Annotated in this window: 18 protein-coding genes, 4 tRNA genes and 1 pseudogene; 9 read left to right on the forward strand and 14 right to left on the reverse strand. The window is 41.5% G+C overall.

Annotated elements, in window-relative coordinates; all coding sequences use genetic code 11:
- The first annotated feature begins 47 nt into the window (after positions 1-47).
- On the forward strand, positions 48-263 hold the full coding sequence (locus ACT3S9_RS15335; protein ID WP_444751056.1) for a SlyX family protein: 216 nt from the start codon (positions 48-50) through the stop codon (positions 261-263).
- A 15-nt stretch (positions 264-278) separates the two neighbouring features.
- Here the strand turns inward: ACT3S9_RS15335 and ACT3S9_RS15340 are convergent, their stop codons facing one another.
- Complete coding sequence (locus tag ACT3S9_RS15340) at positions 279-482, reverse strand: YheV family putative zinc ribbon protein (protein ID WP_441834959.1); 204 nt, start codon at positions 480-482, stop codon at positions 279-281.
- Positions 483-627: 145 nt separating this feature from the next.
- Between ACT3S9_RS15340 and ACT3S9_RS15345 the strand changes: the two genes are divergently transcribed.
- Together ACT3S9_RS15345 and ACT3S9_RS15350 are read left to right on the forward strand one after the other, a co-directional pair.
- The gene (locus ACT3S9_RS15345) at positions 628-2,550 is read left to right on the forward strand and encodes an ATP-binding cassette domain-containing protein (RefSeq protein ID WP_444751057.1); all 1,923 of its coding nucleotides are present in this window, start codon (positions 628-630) and stop codon (positions 2,548-2,550) included.
- The gene (locus ACT3S9_RS15350; protein WP_444751058.1) at positions 2,537-2,965 is read left to right on the forward strand and encodes a TIGR02444 family protein; all 429 of its coding nucleotides are present in this window, start codon (positions 2,537-2,539) and stop codon (positions 2,963-2,965) included. The genes ACT3S9_RS15345 and ACT3S9_RS15350 overlap by 14 nt, the downstream gene beginning before the upstream one ends.
- A 27-nt stretch (positions 2,966-2,992) precedes the next feature.
- On the opposite strand, the pseudogene ACT3S9_RS15355 reads toward ACT3S9_RS15350, so the two are convergent.
- Positions 2,993-3,357: pseudogene (locus tag ACT3S9_RS15355) on the reverse strand (TSUP family transporter); the annotation flags it as partial.
- A gap of 374 nt (positions 3,358-3,731) precedes the next feature.
- On the opposite strand from ACT3S9_RS15355, the gene ACT3S9_RS15360 reads away from it, so the two are divergent.
- The 5 genes from ACT3S9_RS15360 (at position 3,732) to ACT3S9_RS15380 (ending at position 9,046) form a co-directional block, all read left to right on the forward strand.
- Positions 3,732-4,703, forward strand: a complete 972-nt coding sequence (locus ACT3S9_RS15360; protein WP_441993079.1) for a DUF1852 domain-containing protein — start codon at positions 3,732-3,734, stop codon at positions 4,701-4,703.
- Positions 4,704-4,760: 57 nt separating this feature from the next.
- The gene (locus ACT3S9_RS15365; protein WP_441834962.1) at positions 4,761-5,804 is read left to right on the forward strand and encodes a methionine synthase; all 1,044 of its coding nucleotides are present in this window, start codon (positions 4,761-4,763) and stop codon (positions 5,802-5,804) included.
- 767 nt (positions 5,805-6,571) lie between these two features.
- Positions 6,572-7,546, forward strand: a complete 975-nt coding sequence (locus ACT3S9_RS15370) for a hydrolase (RefSeq protein WP_444751059.1) — start codon at positions 6,572-6,574, stop codon at positions 7,544-7,546.
- Positions 7,543-7,788 (forward strand): YheU family protein, encoded by a 246-nt coding sequence (locus ACT3S9_RS15375; RefSeq protein WP_444751060.1) that lies wholly within the window; start codon positions 7,543-7,545, stop codon positions 7,786-7,788. Before ACT3S9_RS15370 ends, ACT3S9_RS15375 begins: the two co-directional genes overlap by 4 nt.
- Before the next feature lie 58 nt (positions 7,789-7,846).
- Positions 7,847-9,046, forward strand: a complete 1,200-nt coding sequence (locus tag ACT3S9_RS15380; RefSeq protein WP_444751061.1) for a dipeptidase — start codon at positions 7,847-7,849, stop codon at positions 9,044-9,046.
- 64 nt (positions 9,047-9,110) lie between these two features.
- Here the strand turns inward: ACT3S9_RS15380 and ACT3S9_RS15385 are convergent, their stop codons facing one another.
- The 12 genes from ACT3S9_RS15385 to murB all read right to left on the reverse strand — a co-directional run bounded on the left by ACT3S9_RS15385 (position 9,111) and on the right by murB (position 17,083).
- On the reverse strand, positions 9,111-9,335 hold the full coding sequence (locus tag ACT3S9_RS15385) for a hypothetical protein (RefSeq protein ID WP_444751062.1): 225 nt from the start codon (positions 9,333-9,335) through the stop codon (positions 9,111-9,113).
- A gap of 50 nt (positions 9,336-9,385) precedes the next feature.
- Entirely contained in the window at positions 9,386-10,138 is a 753-nt protein-coding gene (istB, locus tag ACT3S9_RS15390) for an IS21-like element helper ATPase IstB (RefSeq protein ID WP_208835222.1), read from the reverse strand.
- Positions 10,131-11,624: an IS21 family transposase gene (gene istA / locus ACT3S9_RS15395; RefSeq protein WP_443490040.1), complete on the reverse strand. Its 1,494-nt coding sequence runs from the start codon at positions 11,622-11,624 to the stop codon at positions 10,131-10,133. The genes istB and istA overlap by 8 nt, the downstream gene beginning before the upstream one ends.
- Before the next feature lie 34 nt (positions 11,625-11,658).
- Positions 11,659-12,162, reverse strand: coding sequence for a hypothetical protein (locus tag ACT3S9_RS15400; protein ID WP_444751063.1), 504 nt, complete (start codon positions 12,160-12,162; stop codon positions 11,659-11,661).
- Positions 12,163-12,545: 383 nt separating this feature from the next.
- Positions 12,546-13,730 (reverse strand): elongation factor Tu, encoded by a 1,185-nt coding sequence (gene tuf / locus ACT3S9_RS15405; RefSeq protein WP_444751003.1) that lies wholly within the window; start codon positions 13,728-13,730, stop codon positions 12,546-12,548.
- A gap of 136 nt (positions 13,731-13,866) precedes the next feature.
- Positions 13,867-13,942 (reverse strand) — tRNA-Thr (locus ACT3S9_RS15410).
- 12 nt (positions 13,943-13,954) lie between these two features.
- Positions 13,955-14,029, reverse strand: a tRNA-Gly gene (locus ACT3S9_RS15415).
- Positions 14,030-14,073: 44 nt separating this feature from the next.
- Positions 14,074-14,158, reverse strand: a tRNA-Tyr gene (locus ACT3S9_RS15420).
- Positions 14,159-14,198: 40 nt separating this feature from the next.
- Positions 14,199-14,274: transfer RNA gene (locus tag ACT3S9_RS15425), tRNA-Thr, on the reverse strand.
- Between the two features lie 117 nt (positions 14,275-14,391).
- Entirely contained in the window at positions 14,392-15,087 is a 696-nt protein-coding gene (locus tag ACT3S9_RS15430) for a type III pantothenate kinase (RefSeq protein ID WP_444751064.1), read from the reverse strand.
- A complete protein-coding gene (gene birA, locus ACT3S9_RS15435) occupies positions 15,084-16,076 on the reverse strand; it encodes a bifunctional biotin--[acetyl-CoA-carboxylase] ligase/biotin operon repressor BirA (RefSeq protein WP_444751065.1) in 993 nt (330 codons plus the stop codon). The genes ACT3S9_RS15430 and birA overlap by 4 nt, the downstream gene beginning before the upstream one ends.
- Positions 16,073-17,083 carry a UDP-N-acetylmuramate dehydrogenase gene (gene murB / locus ACT3S9_RS15440; protein WP_444751066.1) on the reverse strand — a complete coding sequence of 337 codons (1,011 nt, stop codon included), beginning with the start codon at positions 17,081-17,083 and terminating at the stop codon, positions 16,073-16,075. The genes birA and murB overlap by 4 nt, the downstream gene beginning before the upstream one ends.
- Before the next feature lie 142 nt (positions 17,084-17,225).
- On the opposite strand from murB, the gene ACT3S9_RS15445 reads away from it, so the two are divergent.
- Entirely contained in the window at positions 17,226-19,070 is a 1,845-nt protein-coding gene (locus tag ACT3S9_RS15445; RefSeq protein ID WP_444751067.1) for a M1 family metallopeptidase, read from the forward strand.
- Positions 19,071-19,256 lie beyond the last annotated feature (186 nt).

Below are 19,256 nucleotides of genomic sequence, written 5' to 3' on the forward strand. Positions count from 1 at the left end.
AATCCTGAAAGGTCAACGTAACCTACTCATTATTATAAGAGAAACAAATGAACACGATTGAAAATCGCTTAACCGAACTTGAAGCTAAAGTGGCTTTTCAAGACGATACTATTGAAATACTTAACGATGAGCTAAAAGCACACCAACAATTGCTAGCAAAAATGAAGCGCCAAACAGAACTGTTAGCAGAGAAGGTTAAAGAGTCGCAATCATCTCCCTCGTTGATGTCACAAATGCCAGAGCCACCTCCGCCACATTATTAATACAGCTAGTGGATATTAATCGCCCGGTTTAAACACGCCAATAACTTGCTCAAATTGGCGTGTTGAGGCTTGCACAGCCTGATCTGGTTGGGTCATTTTATGGCCGCACTTTACGCACTCAACTTTTTCTACATCATTCTCTTTGTATAGCATCATTGTATCCATCGTTTTACATTCTGGGCATGATGCCCCTGCTATAAACCGCTTTTTTTGTCTCACAACTTTAATTCCCATGTCCTGCTCTTTGCCTTGCGTTATTTTAACGCATAAACCTCAAGGTTGATACGCCGACAATTGAAATACAGGTCAGCTTCCGTGCTATGATGTCGGCAATTAAATTAAGGCTTAGAAAAGTAACGCATTCATGATCCAGATTTCAGAAATAGAACTACTTCGCGGCGGTAAAGCACTGCTAAAAGATGCATCTGCAACCTTGTTTCCAGAACACAAGGTAGGCCTTGTTGGCCCTAACGGCTGTGGTAAATCAACGCTATTTAGTTTATTAAAATCTGAACTACAATTGGATGCTGGCAATTGCCACATTCCTAAAGACTGGTCTATTGCCTCAGTTAAGCAAGAAACCCCAGCACTTGATATCAGCGCCATTGACTACGTGCTACAAGGTCACCCCAAATATTATGCGCTACGTATTGCGCTTCGCGAAGCTGAAAAAAATAACGATGGTGACGCACAAGCCAAAGCACATATTGGCCTTGAGAACATTCAAGGTTATAACATTGAAGCCAAAGCCGGTGAACTGTTACATGGTTTAGGGTTTGCCAATCACCTTATAGAAAACCCAGTTAGTGACTTTTCGGGTGGTTGGCGTATGCGTTTAAACTTAGCCCAAGCGCTTATTCGCGATGCAGACTTACTACTGCTAGATGAGCCAACTAACCACTTAGATTTGGACGCCGTTTATTGGCTTGAGCGTTTTTTACGCGCCTACACCGGCACCTTAGTGCTTATTTCACACGACCGTGAGTTTTTAGATGCCGTTATCGACCAAATTTGGCATATCGACAAACAAAAAATCAACGTTTACAAAGGTCACTACTCACAGTTTGAGCGCCAAAAGGCCGAACGTCTATTGCAACAGCAAGCTATGTTTGAAAAACAACAAGATCAAATAGCGCACCTTGAACAGTTCATCACCCGCTTTAAAGCAAAAGCCACCAAGGCCAAACAAGCGCAAAGCCGCGTTAAAGCCCTAGAGCGCATGGAAAAGCTTGCTCCAGCTCATGTTGACTCACCATTTAGTTTTGAGTTTGCCGAGCCTTTAGCGCTGCCTAATCCACTTATGAGCTTAGATAAAGCCAAGGCAGGTTATGGTGATACCACCATTTTAAATAGCATTAAGTTAAACCTCGTGCCGGGTAGCCGTATTGCTTTATTGGGTCGTAATGGCGCAGGTAAGTCGACGCTAATTAAATTACTCGCCGGAGAGCTTGCACCACAAGCCGGTGAAGTATTTCAGCATCAAGGTTTAAGTGTAGGTTACTTTGCTCAGCATCAGCTTGAATCACTGGATTTAAAAGCGAGTGCGATCACCCATATTCAACGCTTAAACCCACAAGCAAGCGAACAATCACTGCGCGACTTCTTAGGTGGTTTTGCCTTCATTGGCGACAAAGCCCTTGAACCGGTAGCCCCATTTTCAGGCGGTGAAAAAGCCCGTTTAGTATTAGCTATATTGGTTTATCAAAAACCAAACTTATTGTTACTAGATGAGCCAACTAATCACCTTGATTTAGAAATGCGCCACGCACTGGTCATGGCATTACAAAGTTTTGAAGGCGCAATGGTCACGGTATCCCATGACCGTCACATGCTTAAAAATACCGCCGATGAGTTTTACTTAGTCGATAGCGGCGAGGTAACTCAATTTGGTTACGATTTAGACGAGTATTATCAATGGCTACTCAATGCCAATAAAGAAGCCGCTAAGGTAAACCAAGCTGACGATGAGCCAAAAGCCAACTCACAAGTTAACCGTAAAGAACAAAAGCGCCTAGAAGCCGAATTCAGGAAAAACACTCAACCACTTAAAAAACAAATTGAAAAGCTTGAAAAACAACTCGATAAGCACTCCGCAGAGCTTAGTGAAGTCGAAGAAGCGCTTGGTGATAATGAGCTTTACAACGACGATAACAAAGCCAAATTAAAAGAACTACTAGGCAAACAAGCCACATTAACGCCAAAGCTTAATGACATCGAAGAGGAGCTATTGATGGCACTCGAAGAACTTGAAGAAAAAGAACAGGCCTTTGCCGATGAACTTACTTAATAGTAATGACTTTTGGCAATTTTCTTGTTCTTTTTATGAACAGCGTGAGCACCAACAAACCTTACTTGCTTTACAAAACAAGCAGGGTAAAAACGTAAACTTATGCTTGTTGCTACATTACTTAGATTCTCTAGGGCTGAAAACTGACAGAAAACAGTTAAATATTTTAGTCGCAACGATAAGCAAGCTTGATCAAAACGTAATGCAACCACTACGCGCCGCCCGCGCTCACCTTAAAGCTAATCAAGCAGCGATTAGCGATTACAGTAACATTCGCAAAGAGCTGCTAAGCGCCGAACTCAAGCTCGAAAAACAACAACAACAAATGCTGATTGATGTTGTGAATGAATTTAACTTAACACCTTGCTCAACTCCAAATAACAGCGCTTTATATATGGACATTCAAGTCTTGTAGGATCTGGCTTTAGGTACGGATCAGAGAAAAGCTCAATAATGGCACTAATAGAGTGCCGCCACCTGTACCGCTCATGATAGACAGCCCACCTTTAATATCGTCAATAGGCCTTTATTAGGCATTTAACGTTCAATTATAGAGCTTCTTTTGGTACTGCTGTAAAACACCCTTGACCACACTGAATTCCACACTTACACAAAACACTAAGCGAACAACTTTTCTGGTAACCGTGCTAGCATAAAACCACTAATAAGAGCACCTAGGGCAACTCCCGCCATAACCCAAGAGGCTAATTTCCAGGATACATTGCCATTTTAAAGATAAGCAATTGCTGAAAAAGTTGATGTAAATAATATCGATACCAGTGACGTTGCAATTGCAACGGTGACCACCTAACTTGATGGAAAACACAACCTAAACCACTGTTTAATAACAGCTATTTAAAGTTCCACTACATTCAGCACAAATATACTAATATAAATGGCGCCCATGCATACTTTAAACTGCGATAACGCCTGAATATTCCTCATACTTTATATGAAATAAATACATCTTACCATTTTGGAGGTCTAGACGTTTAGATTACCAAGTCAGGCTTTTTATATTTTCATCCGATATCGTGAGTAAATTCTAATTAGGAGTGCTCACTTAAAATGAATAATGAATGTGGTTCATGTTTTAAGTGAAATAAAACCATTTTTATTCATCTACCAATCCACGTATAAATAATGCAGGTTTTATATCAGAAATTGGATACCAGATCACAATGAAAGATTTTATATTTACGATTAAGAGCACTAGCCTCGATGAAAACTATCACCCGTCAGACAATACGCGCATTACGACCAACTTTGCTAATTTGGCTAGAGGAACCTACCGCCAAGCAAACCTGCGCAATGCCTTAAAGATGATTGATAATCGTTTTAATGCTTTGGCGCATTGGGATAACCAAAAAGGAGAGCGTTACAGCGTAGAACTTGAAATCATTTCCGTTGATATAGATATTGAAGGCCGTGGTGATACCTTCCCATCTATAGAAGTATTAAAAACAAATATTGTTGATCATAAAACAAACAAGCGCATTGAAGGTATTGTAGGGAATAATTTTTCTTCTTATGTGCGCGACTATGATTTTAGCGTATTACTGCAAAACCATAATAAAAATCAGCCCAAATTTAGCATTCCAGATAACTTTGGAGAACTGCATGGAAATATATTTAAATCATTCTTAAATTCGAGCGCTTACCGTGAAAACTTTAATAAACCACCGGTTATATGCCTCAGTGTTTCGGATAAAAAAACCTACCATCAGACTGAAAATCAGCATCCTATATTGGGCGTTGAATACCAGCCAACTGAATCTTCGTTGACTGAGCAATATTTCAAAAAAATGGGGTTACAGGTTCGCTACTTTATGCCGCCAAATAGTGCTGCCCCTTTGGCTTTTCATTTTATTGGTGACTTACTCAATGATTACACTCATCTTGAGCTTATTAGCACCATTAGCACAATGGAAACTTTTCAAAAAATATACAGACCTGAAATTTATAATGCTAATGCTGCTGCAGGGAAGTGTTATCAACCAAACTTGAATAGCTTAGATCATTCATTAACTCAAATTGTTTATGATCGAACTGAACGTAGTCAATTAGCTAATGAACAGGGGAAGTTTACTGAGAAGCACTTTATAAATCCACATCAAACGGTGCTTGAGCAATGGTCTGCTAATTACACTTAATAGCTGCATTTTATAGCTACGTTTAATAATTATCCTAAATATACGGCATTATTCATTATGAAAACATTTCTTAACAAAACAATATTACCGACTTCAACTGCTGGCAGTTTGCCTAAACCTTCTTGGCTTGCAGAGCCTGAGACACTTTGGTCACCTTGGAAACTACAAGATGACCAATTAACGGAGGGCAAACACGATGCCTTGCGCGTATCGTTACAAGAGCAACAACAAGCTGGTATTGATATTGTCAGTGATGGCGAACAAACACGCCAACATTTTGTTACGACGTTTATTGAGCACCTAAACGGCGTTAATTTTGAGAAGCGTCAAACTGTTAGAATTCGTGATCGCTACGATGCGAGTGTACCGACAGTTGTAGGTCCTGTTACCCGCCAAAAACCTGTTTTTGTTGAAGATGCCAAATTTTTACGTCAGCAAACCAAGCAACCTATAAAATGGGCCCTACCTGGCCCCATGACAATGATCGATACACTTTATGATGACCATTATAAAAGTCGCGAAAAACTAGCTTGGGAATTTGCCAAAATTCTTAATCAAGAAGCCAAAGAATTGGAAGCGGCGGGTGTTGATATTATTCAGTTTGATGAACCCGCATTTAATGTCTTTTTTGATGAGGTAAATGACTGGGGAATTGCGACTTTAGAAAGAGCAATTGAAGGACTTAAATGCGAAACTGCCGTACATATTTGCTATGGCTATGGCATCAAAGCCAATACAGATTGGAAAAAAACGTTGGGGTCAGAATGGCGACAATATGAAGAGGCTTTTCCCAAGTTGCAAAAATCTAATATTGATATTATCTCATTAGAATGCCACAACTCGCATGTTCCAATGGAACTACTTGAACTCATTCGAGGTAAAAAAGTAATGGTAGGCGCGATTGACGTTGCAACCGATACCATCGAAACACCAGAGGAAGTCGCTAATACTCTACGAAAAGCACTGCAATTTGTAGATGCCGATAAACTCTACCCTTGTACCAACTGCGGCATGGCCCCTCTATCTCGCCAAGCAGCAAGAGGCAAACTAAACGCCTTGAGCGCAGGCGCAGACATCGTCCGAAAGGAACTACTAGCCTAGTTAGCGTTATAATAACAAATGGTAAAGTTACCTTTTCGGCTTGTATAGTATATAGGTGCTGCGCTTTAGAGGAAAATAGGCTAGGTGCTAAGTAAATCATGGCTAAAACTAGCTTCTACACGTGTTCAAATCTTGTAGGAGCTAGTTTTAGCTGCGAATGAGCTTTATATATTTATATTCGTGCTCATCCTTTTTTCTTTGTGTAAAAAGGTTTTAAATTATGTTGTAGTCACTAATTCCAAACATTTATAACTTACAGGTAGTATCGCAGAGCGCTTCTGTAACCTCGGTGGTGCAGCCACTTATACCGAAATATTGCCCGCATCTCACTTTAACCTCTTTTATTGCTAATTTTACCCTTGCAAACTCGCTAACTTCACTTAACTTTTTTGATCCAAATCAACTTCTATCTCGCTGCTTATCAACTTAATAAAATTGTTTGATCTCGATCATATCGACCATATTCAACCCACCCTATGATTAACTCATAGACATTAGGAGGCGGTTATGGACATATTCTTCAGAGATTTTTTTAGCGACCCAGTACTATTTTTATCATTTGGTTTTTTGGGCGTTGTGATTAGTTTATGTCTTTTCTTTGTGTATTTTTTTATTAAAAAAGTGCATGAAGCAAAACTCCCTAACCAACCACATTAAGCACGACGCACTAAAGCGCCTAATCAATTTATTGATTAGGCGCTTTTTATTTCTCTTTAAAGAAAGTTTGTTACACTAACCCTCAATTTTACAAAGTGCGTAGTCCCTTTATGATCTCACAGTTCAAGCCTGCGTGGTGGATGACTAATCGTCATGTGCAAACCATAATGCCACGATTTTTTCGCCCATCTCACGCAACTCGTTATCAATTAGAATTACTTGATACACCCGATGGGGATTTTTTAGAACTGGCTTGGTCACTTCCTAAAGACGATAATACGCCGCTTGCCATAGTGTTACATGGACTAGAGGGTAATATTAATAGCTTTTATGCCAAAGGCATGATGAAGGCGTTAAAAAAGCAAGGCTTTAGCGTAGTATTAATGCACTTTCGTAACTGCTCAACCGAGGCTAACCGCTTACCCCGCGCCTATCACAGTGGCGAAACTGGCGACTTAGACTTTTTGCTCCGCCACCTTAAACAACAACTCCCTAATCGCCCGATGGTTGCAGTTGGTTTCTCGCTGGGCGCAAATGTATTGGCCAAATATTTAGGTGAACAAGGCGAACAATGTTTACTCAAAGCCGCTGCGATAGTATCTGCACCTTATGAATTATCGGCGTCATGCCAAGTGATCCGTAAAAGCTTAGCAAAGATTTACCAAAAGTATTTACTCGATCGTATGAAGCAATCAATGACGCGCAAGCTCCCGCAAATAAAACAACAACTAGCCCTAACTCCCGAGCAACTAGCTGATATCGATGACCTATGGGATTTTGACAATCAACTTACTGCACCGTTACACGGTTTTTCAGGCGCTGAAGATTATTACCAGCAAGCCAGCGCGAAACCTTACTTAATTAAAATAGCCAGACCGACATTGCTAATACACGCGAAAGATGACCCCATGCTGTCAATCAAAGCCGTGCCGACTAGGCAGGAAGTAAGTGAGCATGTTACGCTGCGCGTCTCAGAGAAAGGCGGCCATGTTGGATTTATTAGTGGCAACAACCCTTTTAAACCTGTTTATTGGTTAGAGCACGCTATTCCGCAATATTTTAAGCAACAATTAGAGTCGTTATGATCATCCCACACGAACAGCTAGATAAAGATACCTTATATAATTTAATCGAAAGCTATGTGCTACGTGAAGGCACCGATTACGGCGAACAAGAGTTCAGCATTGAAAGTAAAGTTGCACAGGTTAATCAACAATTACAAAATGGTGAAGCCATGGTGTTTTTTTCAGAGCTGCACGAGTCAGTGACTATTATCTCTAAAGGTGAATTTGAAGCTCTGCAAAGCGAAGCGCAATTTAACGAGTAAACTTGCCAGCTGCACAATAAAACCTCACAATGTTTTTTTACTTTAAGAGCCATTAAAAATGATAAAACTAAGCTCAATTGTTATTGTCGCTTCACTTGCCCTCAACGCAAGCGCACAAGCACAACAAAAAACATATGACGCATCAGAAAAAGCGATAAAACTGACCCACGAAACCATTTTAATCGATACTCACATTGATGTTCCGTACCGTATTCATAAAAACTGGGTTGATGTCACCAAAGCGACAGATGGTGGCGATTTTGATTATCCTCGCGCTGTGAAAGGCGGTTTAAACGCCCCGTTTATGTCAATATATATTCCTGCTCATTTAGAGTTTGAAGGTAAAGGGAAGAGCTATCAGCTCGCCAATCAAATGATTGATAGTATGGAATCTATAGCTTTACGTGCACCCGACAAATTTGCAATTGCCAGCTCAACCGCTGATATAAAAGAGCAGTTTAAACAAGGCAAACTGTCTATTGCTATGGGTATGGAAAATGGCTCGCCAATTGAAGGCGACATGAAAAATCTACAACACTTTTTTGACCGTGGCATACGTTACATTACGTTGGCCCACTCACAAAGCAACCATATATCAGACTCATCTTATGATATTCGCCGTAAGTGGAAAGGCCTCAGCCCATTCGGTAAAAAGCTAGTAACTGAAATGAACAACATCGGTATGTTAATTGATGTATCACATATCTCTGATGATGCTTTTTACCAAGTAATAGAGCAGTCTAAAACACCGGTAGTGGCGTCGCACTCATCACTACGCAAATACACCCCCGGCTTTGAGCGTAATATGAATGACGATATGCTCTTAGCGCTTAAAGAAAACGGCGGGGTAATTCAAATTAATTTTGGTTCAAGCTTTGTCACTGCAAAAGCAGGCACTTGGGGTAAGCAATTAAAAAGCTCAAAAGAGTCTGCTAAAAAAGACGGGGCGACATTAACCAAAGATTTTGATGCTGCGTACCGTGCTAAAAATCCCTACCCATTTGCGAGTCTTGAGCAAGTGCTTGATCATATCGATCACGTAGTTGAGTTAATTGGTATAGATTATGTAGGTATTGGCTCTGATTATGACGGAGTTGGTGATTCACTACCAAGAGGCTTAAAAGATGTGTCGAGCTATCCTAATCTTGTTCAAGGTTTAATGGACAGAGATTACAGCGACAAAGATATTAAAAAGATTTTAAGCGGCAATATACTAAGAGTATGGCAGCAAGCCGAGGAATACGCTAAAAAGCATTAATTTTATTAAGCTAAACATGTAAAATTTAGGAGCGCGAACTATCGCGCTTCTTTTTTATTCATTGTTATTTGTCCGCCTCAATTGCCTTAGCAACCTCTTCAGCCAACGGACCTTGTGCAGTCGTTGCCGCTTGATTAATAAGCTTAAGTATATCGCTGTCCTTTGGAATCTTCGCTTGGGCGCAGCTAAAATCTTGCTTTAAATCCATTTTAAATTGCGATGCTTCAGCCAATAAACTACCGCTAGCCACCTCATAAGCATACATTTTTGCATTCGTATCTAGCGTCAATTAACTTGGCCGGTTCCGCGTCAATTATCTTGGCCGGTTGACACCGAATTTTATTTGCTCTTATTGAGCGCTGTTTTGCGTCGGTAACTTTCACCTTCGCAATGAATAATCGTTGCATGATGAACCAAGCGATCTATTGCCGCTACAGTCATCGTTGAATCATCAAATAGTTCATCCCATTGTTCGAATGATTTGTTTGATGTGATGATCATGCTGTGTCGCTCATAGCGATGGGCTATCAATTCAAACAGCACGCTCGTTTCCTGTTCCGTTTTTCGTACGTAACCAACGTCATCAACGATTAATAAGCTGTATTTATCGAGCTTTACAAGTTCGTCTTGCAAGCGTAAATGTCGCTTTGCTTGCTGGAGTTGTTGAACAATCGCTGACGCGGCAACAAACTTAACTTTATGGCCCTGCTCGATAAGGCCATAACCGATACTACTGGCGATATGCGTTTTACCAAGACCACTGGCGCCAAATAGCAATATATTGCCACCGTGCTTCAACCAATCCGGCTGATTTATTAAATCAGCAACAAGGGGCTTACTAACCCCATCAACAAGGGTAAAGTCGAAGCTGCTAAGGTGTTTACCCACGGGCAATTTTGCATCTTTTAAAAGCCGCTGAAGGCGTTTATCATCGCGTGTCGCAAGTTCAATATGGCACAGCTCAGATAAGTATTGCTGTGGGCTCCATTGTTCTTCTATCGCTTTTTTGCCCAGGGTATTCCACTGTTGAAGCATGGTGCTAAGCTTTAATTGTTTCAGCATTAAAGGTAACGAGGCCGTGAAGTTATCCATGTAGACCTCCCGGTATCATGCTGCTATAAGCGCTCAAGCTGTGTTGCTTTATTGTTATTGTGGGTATGTTTGATGCAATCACTAAAAATTGCGCTTCACATTCTCGGATGGCCGGTAATTGTCGCTGAGTAATTGACGCTGCTACAAATCGTCCTAATTGACGTTCGCACCCACTTTGTTTTGCTAAATGGAGCAGTTTTACCATGTAATAGCTCGCTTCATCCGCTAAAAGGTGGGCATTAACGTATTCCCAAATAGCTTTGTAATTGTCGCTTGGAAGTAAGTCGTCACGTAGTTGTGAGTAGCGAAATGCCAATGGTTTTTTAACCAGTGCGTCAATAACATGCAAGTAACTAATATTACGTGCACGGCATCCTTTAGAAGCATAGACACGCGCTAACGTTTGAACTAAATCGCTGCCATAGTGCAGCTCTAAACGGTTGTCATATAAACGAACCAGTAATCGGCTACCAATAAGGCGTGACGGGACGCTATAGGTAACACGTTTCAATGAAATAGTACTCGTACGTGACACCGTTAGATAATGCTCGGTGTAATTGACGCTCATCGTCCGTGGTAAAGCATGTAATTGTCGCTGCTCTACTGCGTATTTATCACTTACACGGCGATTACGGCGAGCTACAATGTCGGCAACAAACGATTCATAGACTTCTCTTGTCTGAAAGTCATAACTACCACGGATTTTTAATGCTTGCTCCAGTTGCGATTTAAGATGCCCATGAGGGCTCTCAATAGCCCCATTTTCATGCGCAATACCGCGGTTATTGCGGGTCGCTTTAAAGCCATAATGGGTGACTAATTCATTAAAGCGCTCTGTAAAATCGTTATCATTAGTGTGATTACGATAGGCGGCACTCAGACTGTCTGTACGCACTTCTTTAGGCACACCGCCGGCTGCTTTAAATGCGTTTTGCACGCCATCAGAAAAAGCAGCAAAGCTTTCACCGCCGTAGATCACTTGGGCGTAAGCCCAGCCACTGGCGGGCATACGATAATGAAACAACATATGCTTTAAGGGTTCACTAGCAATGGTAACGGGTGACTTCACATGTGTAAAATCACACATACCTAATAGGCCATACTCGTGTGTTTGCAGGAATACGACCTCTTTACTTGAGCCATACAGTGCCCGCCATTTATGAATTCGACGCTCTAATGTACGCCGTGAGCTAGGGTTAAATTTGTCGGTGTGAAACTCGCAAAGGTGATCAAAAATTCCCACCGGAGTTAACGTTGCATCACCTTGAAGTAGAGGGACAACAATACTGTCCCAGATAGACTCAAGTGGATCTATACGCGTTCGCCATTGGCGTTTATTAGACAATGGCTGCTCATCCAGTTTATCAATGCGCCTTGCTGAACGTTCTGAAATACCTGCTTTCGCAGCCGCGATAACTTGGCTATTACGTTTTCTATGTTTCATATAAATAGTGACCTGCTGATCAGTGATTCGTGTTCCCGGCACAGTGAACTCCTCCGTTCTGCTGTACCGAACCTTATCAGATCAACCGGCCAAGATAATTGTCGCTAGACCGGCCACCGTAATTGTCGCTTAATACATTCGTGTTTAATGCGTTATCACTTGCATAAAAGCCTTCTTTTGACTTGTAATGATAGTCACCATCAAAAATAACTAGCATATCCACCTCATCGCTATTGTTAAACTCTAAGTTTTGCCATAACGACGCCCCCTGTTCAGCATCTTTGAGTATAATAAGCTCTCGCTTAAGCGGAACAAACTCCGTGTTCACCTGTGAACTTACATCAGTTAGCGTTGAGCTTAATTGCTCGCTAAAGCTTTTATTTAATGAATGAGGCAGCTTATAAACCTGACGCTCGTTACTAAATACCGTCAAAGCGGTATAAGTACAGAGTAAGTTATCGCCAAGTGTGGAAATAACTCCAATCTTCTTAATTGGCTGCTGAGTAAGTTTTACTTTTGGTGCCTCTGATTGAGCTGCGCATCCTGATAAAAATAGTACAATGAAAATCCACCTACTCATTTCCGCATCCCTTATTTGTTTATAATTTTAAGACGCTCAGTATATTCAGGTATAGCTTAATTTTATATGAAAATAACCATTTACATGAGCGTTTTTCGCTATTATTGATAGTGCTGTTTATCAAGATTAAACTTTCGACATTAAAGCGCCACCTACAAAATCCAAAGCTTGTAACTCAAATCGCAGGCATTAAAAAAGGCCACCTAAGTGACCTTTTTAGTAAGTAAATTAGCTAAGCTAATAATTACTTAACGATAGTTGCTACTAAGCACCTACGTCTAAGGTAACAGCGCCACCTTCACATGACACAAAACTCAAATCGCAGGCATTAAAAAAGGCCACCTAAGTGACCTTTTTAGTAAGTAAATTAGCTAAGCTAATAATTACTTAACGATAGTTGCTACAACACCAGCACCTACAGTACGGCCACCTTCACGGATAGCAAAACGAAGACCTTCGTCCATCGCAACTGGCGCGATAAGCTCTACAGTCATCTTGATGTTATCACCAGGCATTACCATTTCTACGCCTTCTGGTAACTGTACGTCACCTGTTACGTCAGTTGTACGGAAGTAGAACTGTGGACGGTAACCTTTGAAGAATGGAGTATGACGGCCACCTTCATCTTTCGAAAGTACGTATACTTCTGAAGTGAAAGTTGTATGTGGGTTGATTGAACCTGGCTTAGCTAGTACTTGACCACGTTCAACGTCTTCACGTTTAGTACCACGTAGAAGTGCACCAATGTTCTCACCAGCACGACCTTCGTCAAGTAGCTTACGGAACATTTCAACACCCGTACAAGTAGTCTTAGTAGTATCTTTGATACCTACGATTTCTACTTCGTCATTCACGTTGATGATACCCGCTTCAACACGACCAGTTACAACAGTACCACGACCTTGGATAGAGAAAACATCTTCGATAGGCATGATGAATGGCTTATCGATGTCACGCTCTGGCTCTGGGATGTAAGAATCTAGTGCTTCTGCAAGCTCAACGATCTTGTCTTCCCATTGCTTTTCACCTTCAAGTGCTTTAAGTGCAGAACCTTGAATTAGTGGTAAGTCATCACCTGGGAAGTCGTATTCAGAAAGAAGTTCACGAACTTCCATCTCTACTAGCTCAAGTAGTTCTTCGTCATCAACCATGTCACATTTGTTCATGAACACAACGATGTAAGGAACGCCAACTTGGCGAGAAAGTAGGATGTGCTCACGCGTTTGTGGCATTGGACCATCAGTCGCCGCAACTACTAGAATAGCGCCGTCCATTTGTGCAGCACCCGTGATCATGTTTTTTACATAATCGGCGTGACCAGGACAATCTACGTGTGCGTAGTGACGAGTTGGCGTATCGTATTCAACATGTGAAGTTGAGATTGTGATACCGCGCTCGCGCTCTTCTGGAGCGTTATCGATTGATGCGAAATCTTTAGCAACACCGCCGTATACTTTTGCAAGTACGTTAGTGATTGCTGCAGTTAGGGTTGTTTTACCGTGGTCAACGTGGCCGATTGTACCTACGTTTACGTGCGGTTTTACGCGTTCAAACTTTTCTTTTGCCATGACGGAACCTATCAGTTTTGTGTATCTAGACTACATATGAAAATAATCCACCATAAGTAGATTAAGTTAATTTTTTCAAATTTTAAATAGTTTTTTCTGACAGATAAAAGGAGAAGTCAAGAATGGGCTTAGAAACTGGTGCTGATAGGCAGATTTGAACTGCCGACCTCACCCTTACCAAGGGTGCGCTCTACCAACTGAGCTATATCAGCAACACCAGAAACTGGAGCGGGCAGCGGGAATCGAACCCGCATCATCAGCTTGGAAGGCTGAGGTAATAGCCATTATACGATGCCCGCGTAAGAACCTGTTCTTAAACTACCTCTAACCGTCAAGAATAAAGTGGTGGAGGGAGCTGGATTCGAACCAGCGAAGGCTGAGCCGTCAGATTTACAATCTGATCCCTTTGGCCGCTCGGGAACCCCTCCACGAAAATTCTTTACTAAGTCACTTCCGGTAAAAGGAAAGTGGTGCCGACTAACCGAGTCGAACGGTTGACCTACTGATTACAAGTCAGTTGCTCTACCAGCTGAGCTAAGTCGGCACTGCTTTAGTACGGGGCGAGATTCTAGAGTAAGGTTTGTTGGGATGCAACAACAAAATCAAAAAAAGTGTGAATTTACACTTCAAATGCTCAGTTTTCAGACAAAAGTAGCTGTTTTTAGTCTTTAATACTGAGTTGCTGCCAATAACTCAATCCTTTCATAACTAACAAAGAATCAAAATCACTACCTGGAAGGTGCTGTTGTAATAACGCTCCATACCCCCCTGCTAAAACTATTTGTGCTTCATCAGGTAAATGCAACATTGCTTGTTCAATGGCACCAATGGTAGCTACTAACGCGCCATTTTTTAAGCCATTTGGGGTATTCACTCCCAGCTCATTACTAAAAAGCGTATTTTTATCATCAAACACACGTTGAGTGTTTTGTGTTAATGATTGGGTCATCAAATCTAGGCCCGGTAAAATCCACCCCCCTAAGTGCTGCCCCGTATCTGTTAACACATCAATGGTGGTTGCCGTGCCTGCATCAATAATAATGCAATTTTTTTTAGGCCACAGGCTATAAGCGGCAATAAGTACTAGCCAACGATCAATCCCTAAATTATTTACTTGTCGGTAAGCGCATTTAAGCTTACCAAGTTCTGCGGTTACTTTAGCCTCGGTGCAATTAATTCCTAGTTCAGTAGCGCGAGCTAAAAGCTTGTTCATCATCTCGCTTTTACCTACGCAGGCGTAAACCAACTCGGTTACTTGTGACCAAGGAATACTATTAGCTTCGCAGGGAGTTAGCTGCTGCGTTTGGCATAGCACTATTTTGACTGAAGAGTTACCCACATCAACAAGTAGCTTCATGATTTAACCTTACGTAAAGAAATTTCTCCACCGTAATAACTTTTCACTTCGCCATCGCATCTAATACGAATCCCCCCTAGACCGTCAATCCCTTCACAAATACCTTGCCAGCTGCGATTTCCGGTAGAGAGCTCCACATACTGTTTGGCAAAAGCATTAAGGCTATTCCACTGCTGATACATCTGCTGTAAACCATGTTCACTAAATTCAGCTAAGCGTTGCTCTAAACTAAAGGTTAACTGCGCTACTAAGTCGTTTTTATCGATTGTTTGGCAATGCTGACTTAGGTCGGTCCAAGCTTGGTCAATCTGTTGGCTCGCACTTTCTGGCATTTGCAGGTTAATACCAATACCAATCACTAACTGACAAGGTCCTTGTGGTTGACCATCTAATTCCACCAGCACACCTGCGAGCTTTTCTTTGTTTAAGTAAATATCGTTAGGCCACTTCAGCTCAACATCCAGTTGATAAAGCGTTTTTAAAGCATCATATACAGCAAGCCCTACCGCAATAGATACGCCCATAGCCGCTTGTAAGCCATCATCTAAGCACCAAAAATAGCTATAATATAAGTTCGTACCAAATGGAGATTGCCACACGCGCCCTCTGCGCCCGCGCCCGGCTTCCTGCATTTCTGCAACTACAACAGATCCAGATTCAAGCGCTGGGTTTACTTGAATACGACGCATTAGTTCGCTGTTGGTCGAATCAATAATAGGCTGCACATCAACTTGCGCTGTTTTGCCTCCTAATTGCTGATACTTTGTTTTTATTGCATCACTACTTAATAAACCAACATTATTATTTAAACAATAACCCTTACCGCTCACTTTAAATATATCTAGCCCCATTTCTTGCAATGAACTTATATGCTTACCTACTGCGGCACGGCTAATGCCTAGTTGCTCACCTAATAACTGCCCAGAGATAAACCCGCCTTGATTTAACGCATTTAAAATTGCCTGCTTGTTGCCATAAGGCGCTTTCATGGCTGCTCCTGTAAATTAATATTACACTCATCAGAATCGGCCATTAGCCGTACTTCATGGTGTAAGTGTATTTGATAGCGTTGCCATACTTGCTGCTGGATGTGTTTTATCATAGCAACTAAATCACCGCCTTGGCTGTTGCCATGGTTAACTAATACGAGAGCTTGTTGCTCGTATACCTCAATACCTGCAATACGATGTCCTTTTAAACCCGCTTGTTCAATCAACCAACCAGCAGCGATTTTATGATGTGCATCATCATAAAAATAATGAGGTAATTGCGAGTGGCTTTTTAATAAAGCATGTAATTGTGAGTTAGGGATTATGGGATTTTTAAAAAAACTACCAGCATTTGCAAGCACATACGGGTCAGGTAATTTACTATTTCGGGTAGTTATAACCTGCTCATAAACGGCTTTTGCTGTGACCTTACTAAGCTTTTGCAATGGCCCATAACTTAGCTCTGGCTGCCATTGTTTTGGTAAACAAAGTCCGACTTGAGTGATCACCACTTTATTTTTTAAAGCATGCTTAAAAATTGAGTCGCGATAGCCAAACTGACACTCTACTTTACTAAGGCGTATAACTTGCTTTTGAGCAATATCAAAATACTCTACGTATTCAATATACTTTGCCAGCTCTACACCATAGGCACCAATATTTTGCACCGGCGCCGCCCCAACGGTACCCGGTATTAAGGCTAAATTTTCAAGCCCAGGCATATCGTGATCTAAGGTGTAAGTAACTAATTTATGCCAGTTTTCACCGGCCGCGACTTCCAATAAGTAATCATTTTCACGAGGAGTTAGGGAAATCCCCTTAGTAGCCATTTTAATCACGGTACCTTGGTAGTCGTTTAAAAAAACAGTATTACTACCCTCACCTAAAATACAAAAAGGGACACTAAACAATTGCTGCTGCAATTGTTTAGTGTCGGTGATTTCACATAGGTGCAAACACTGACTAGGTAACGAAAATGTATGGAAAGTTTGCAGGGACTGAGCCACAATAAGCCTCAAAATTTACCAGTAACTAATCGCACTAGTTTAACCTATCGTCGCAAAACGCGCACTAGATTGTAAAAAATGCTCAACCCTGCCTTTCAATCATGATATAAAACCAGCACTTTTTATTCGTTCCAGGGTATTTATGAAAATCAAACCTCTCTTTTTAAGCCTCGCTATGGCAGGTATGTGCTCTCAAGCAATGGCCAGCGCCATTGACCAAAATTCGTATGCCAACCTTGATGATGTAATCACTACACATTTAAACCTTGATTTAGATATCGACTTTGCCGACAAGCAGTTAGAAGGTTTTGTTGAGCATACCCTTAAGTGGCAAAATACCAGCAGTAAAAAGTTAGTGCTTGATACTCGTGATTTAGATATTGATAAAATAATGTACCAGTCACAAGATGGTCATTGGCATAAAGCAGCCTTTACGCTTGCTAAACGTGATGATGTTAAAGGTTCGAAACTTACTATTACTTTTAAAAGCCAAGCGCCTAAAGTACGTATTTACTACAACAGTCGCCCTGAAGCATCCGGCTTACAATGGTTAACACCAGAGCAAACTGCAAGTAAAACGCTACCATTTATGTATAGCCAATCGCAGGCTATTCATGCCCGTAGCTGGATCCCAGTACAAGATACACCTGCGATGCGTGTAACGTACTCGGCGCGTATCCATACACCTGAAGATATTCGTGCTGTAATGAGTGCAGATAACAAAGATGCACTTTATAAAGATGGCGATTATCACTTTACTATGCCCCAAGCGATCTCTCCTTATTTAATCGCTATTGGTGCGGGTAATCTTGAATTTAAAGCCATGTCACACCAGACAGGTGTTTTTGCTGAGCCAACAATTTTAGATGCCTCAGTGGCTGAGTTTAACGACACTCAAATGATGATCGACAAAGCCAATGCTATGTACGGCGAATATGCCTGGGGTCGTTATGATCTATTAATGCTTCCGCCAAGCTTTCCGTTTGGTGGCATGGAAAACCCACGTCTATCGTTTATTACCCCAACAGTTGTAGCGGGTGATAAAAGCTTAGTTAATTTAATTGCTCATGAACTTGCTCATTCGTGGTCAGGAAACCTAGTGACTAACGCTACATGGGAAGACTTATGGCTTAACGAAGGTTTTACCTCGTACGTTGAAAACCGCATTATGGAAGAAGTGTTTGGTCGAGACCGTGCGATTATGGAGCAAGCGCTAGACACTGCAAGCCTTCGCGCACAACTTAAGACAATAGACGCACCAGATACACGCCTTAATCTAAAACTTAATGGGCGCGATCCGGACGATGCATTCAGCTCAGTGCCTTACACTAAAGGTCAGCTATTTTTGATCTACCTTGAAGAAAAGTATGGTCGCGACAAGTTTGACCCATTTGTAAAAGCTTACTTTGATGAGTTTGCGTTTAAATCGCTAACTACCGCTGAGTTTGTAACTTACTTAAAAGCCAACTTAATTGAAGAATATCCAGGCGTAGTAAGCATGGATAAAGTAAATGAGTGGATTTTTGAGCCAGGCTTACCCAGTGATGCGCCAAACCCAACATCAGATGCGTTTGATAAAGTCGATAATGTGACTCAAGCATGGCTAAAAGGCGATACAACTGCGGCTGAACTACCCACAGCTGATTGGACTGTCCATGAATGGCTTCACTTTTTAAATAACCTACCTCGTGATTTAAGCATTGAGAACATGACCGAGCTTGATAGCCAATTTAACCTTACTCAATCAACTAACACAGAGCGCGCATTTGCTTGGTATATGCTGGCAGTAGGTAATGGTTATCAACCAATTTATCCAGCACTTGATAAGCATTTATCTGGGATTGGTCGTCGTAAATTAATTGTGCCTTTATATAAAGCACTAATTAAAAATGGCAAACGTGAATGGGCGCACGATGTATACATGAAAGCACGTCCGGGTTATCACCCATTAGCACAAGGTACAGTCGACAACTTATTTGCTAAATAATAACGAGCAAGTAACACCATTTAAAAAGGGCGATAACTCGCCCTTTTTTGTGTTTTAAGCCCAACATGGATGTAGGTAAGGGTCGTGAGTAGGGCGCGGTAGCTTTGCTCAATTTTTTACTTAGCTCGTTAGTTTACAAGTCTCGCGTCGCGATTAAATCGCCTCTAAATTGAACACACTTTTATC

It is taken from the genome of Pseudoalteromonas sp. AOP31-A2-14 (assembly GCF_052378035.1).
Classification (GTDB): Bacteria; Pseudomonadota; Gammaproteobacteria; order Enterobacterales; family Alteromonadaceae; genus Pseudoalteromonas.

What these genes read in the sequence shown, in the direction of transcription:
- ACT3S9_RS15445 (WP_444751067.1), top strand. Translation starts at nt 17,226, where the DNA reads ATGAAAATCAAACCTCTCTTTTTAAGCCTCGCTATGGCAGGTATGTGC.
- ACT3S9_RS15345 (WP_444751057.1), top strand. Translation starts at nt 628, where the DNA reads ATGATCCAGATTTCAGAAATAGAACTACTTCGCGGCGGTAAAGCACTG.
- ACT3S9_RS15350 (WP_444751058.1), top strand. Translation starts at nt 2,537, where the DNA reads ATGAACTTACTTAATAGTAATGACTTTTGGCAATTTTCTTGTTCTTTT.
- ACT3S9_RS15365 (WP_441834962.1), top strand. Translation starts at nt 4,761, where the DNA reads ATGAAAACATTTCTTAACAAAACAATATTACCGACTTCAACTGCTGGC.
- tuf (WP_444751003.1), bottom strand. Translation starts at nt 13,730, where the DNA reads ATGGCAAAAGAAAAGTTTGAACGCGTAAAACCGCACGTAAACGTAGGT.
- ACT3S9_RS15400 (WP_444751063.1), bottom strand. Translation starts at nt 12,162, where the DNA reads ATGAGTAGGTGGATTTTCATTGTACTATTTTTATCAGGATGCGCAGCT.
- ACT3S9_RS15430 (WP_444751064.1), bottom strand. Translation starts at nt 15,087, where the DNA reads ATGAAGCTACTTGTTGATGTGGGTAACTCTTCAGTCAAAATAGTGCTA.
- istB (WP_208835222.1), bottom strand. Translation starts at nt 10,138, where the DNA reads ATGGATAACTTCACGGCCTCGTTACCTTTAATGCTGAAACAATTAAAG.
- ACT3S9_RS15335 (WP_444751056.1), top strand. Translation starts at nt 48, where the DNA reads ATGAACACGATTGAAAATCGCTTAACCGAACTTGAAGCTAAAGTGGCT.
- ACT3S9_RS15360 (WP_441993079.1), top strand. Translation starts at nt 3,732, where the DNA reads ATGAAAGATTTTATATTTACGATTAAGAGCACTAGCCTCGATGAAAAC.
- ACT3S9_RS15370 (WP_444751059.1), top strand. Translation starts at nt 6,572, where the DNA reads ATGATCTCACAGTTCAAGCCTGCGTGGTGGATGACTAATCGTCATGTG.
- ACT3S9_RS15380 (WP_444751061.1), top strand. Translation starts at nt 7,847, where the DNA reads ATGATAAAACTAAGCTCAATTGTTATTGTCGCTTCACTTGCCCTCAAC.
- birA (WP_444751065.1), bottom strand. Translation starts at nt 16,076, where the DNA reads ATGAAAGCGCCTTATGGCAACAAGCAGGCAATTTTAAATGCGTTAAAT.
- ACT3S9_RS15375 (WP_444751060.1), top strand. Translation starts at nt 7,543, where the DNA reads ATGATCATCCCACACGAACAGCTAGATAAAGATACCTTATATAATTTA.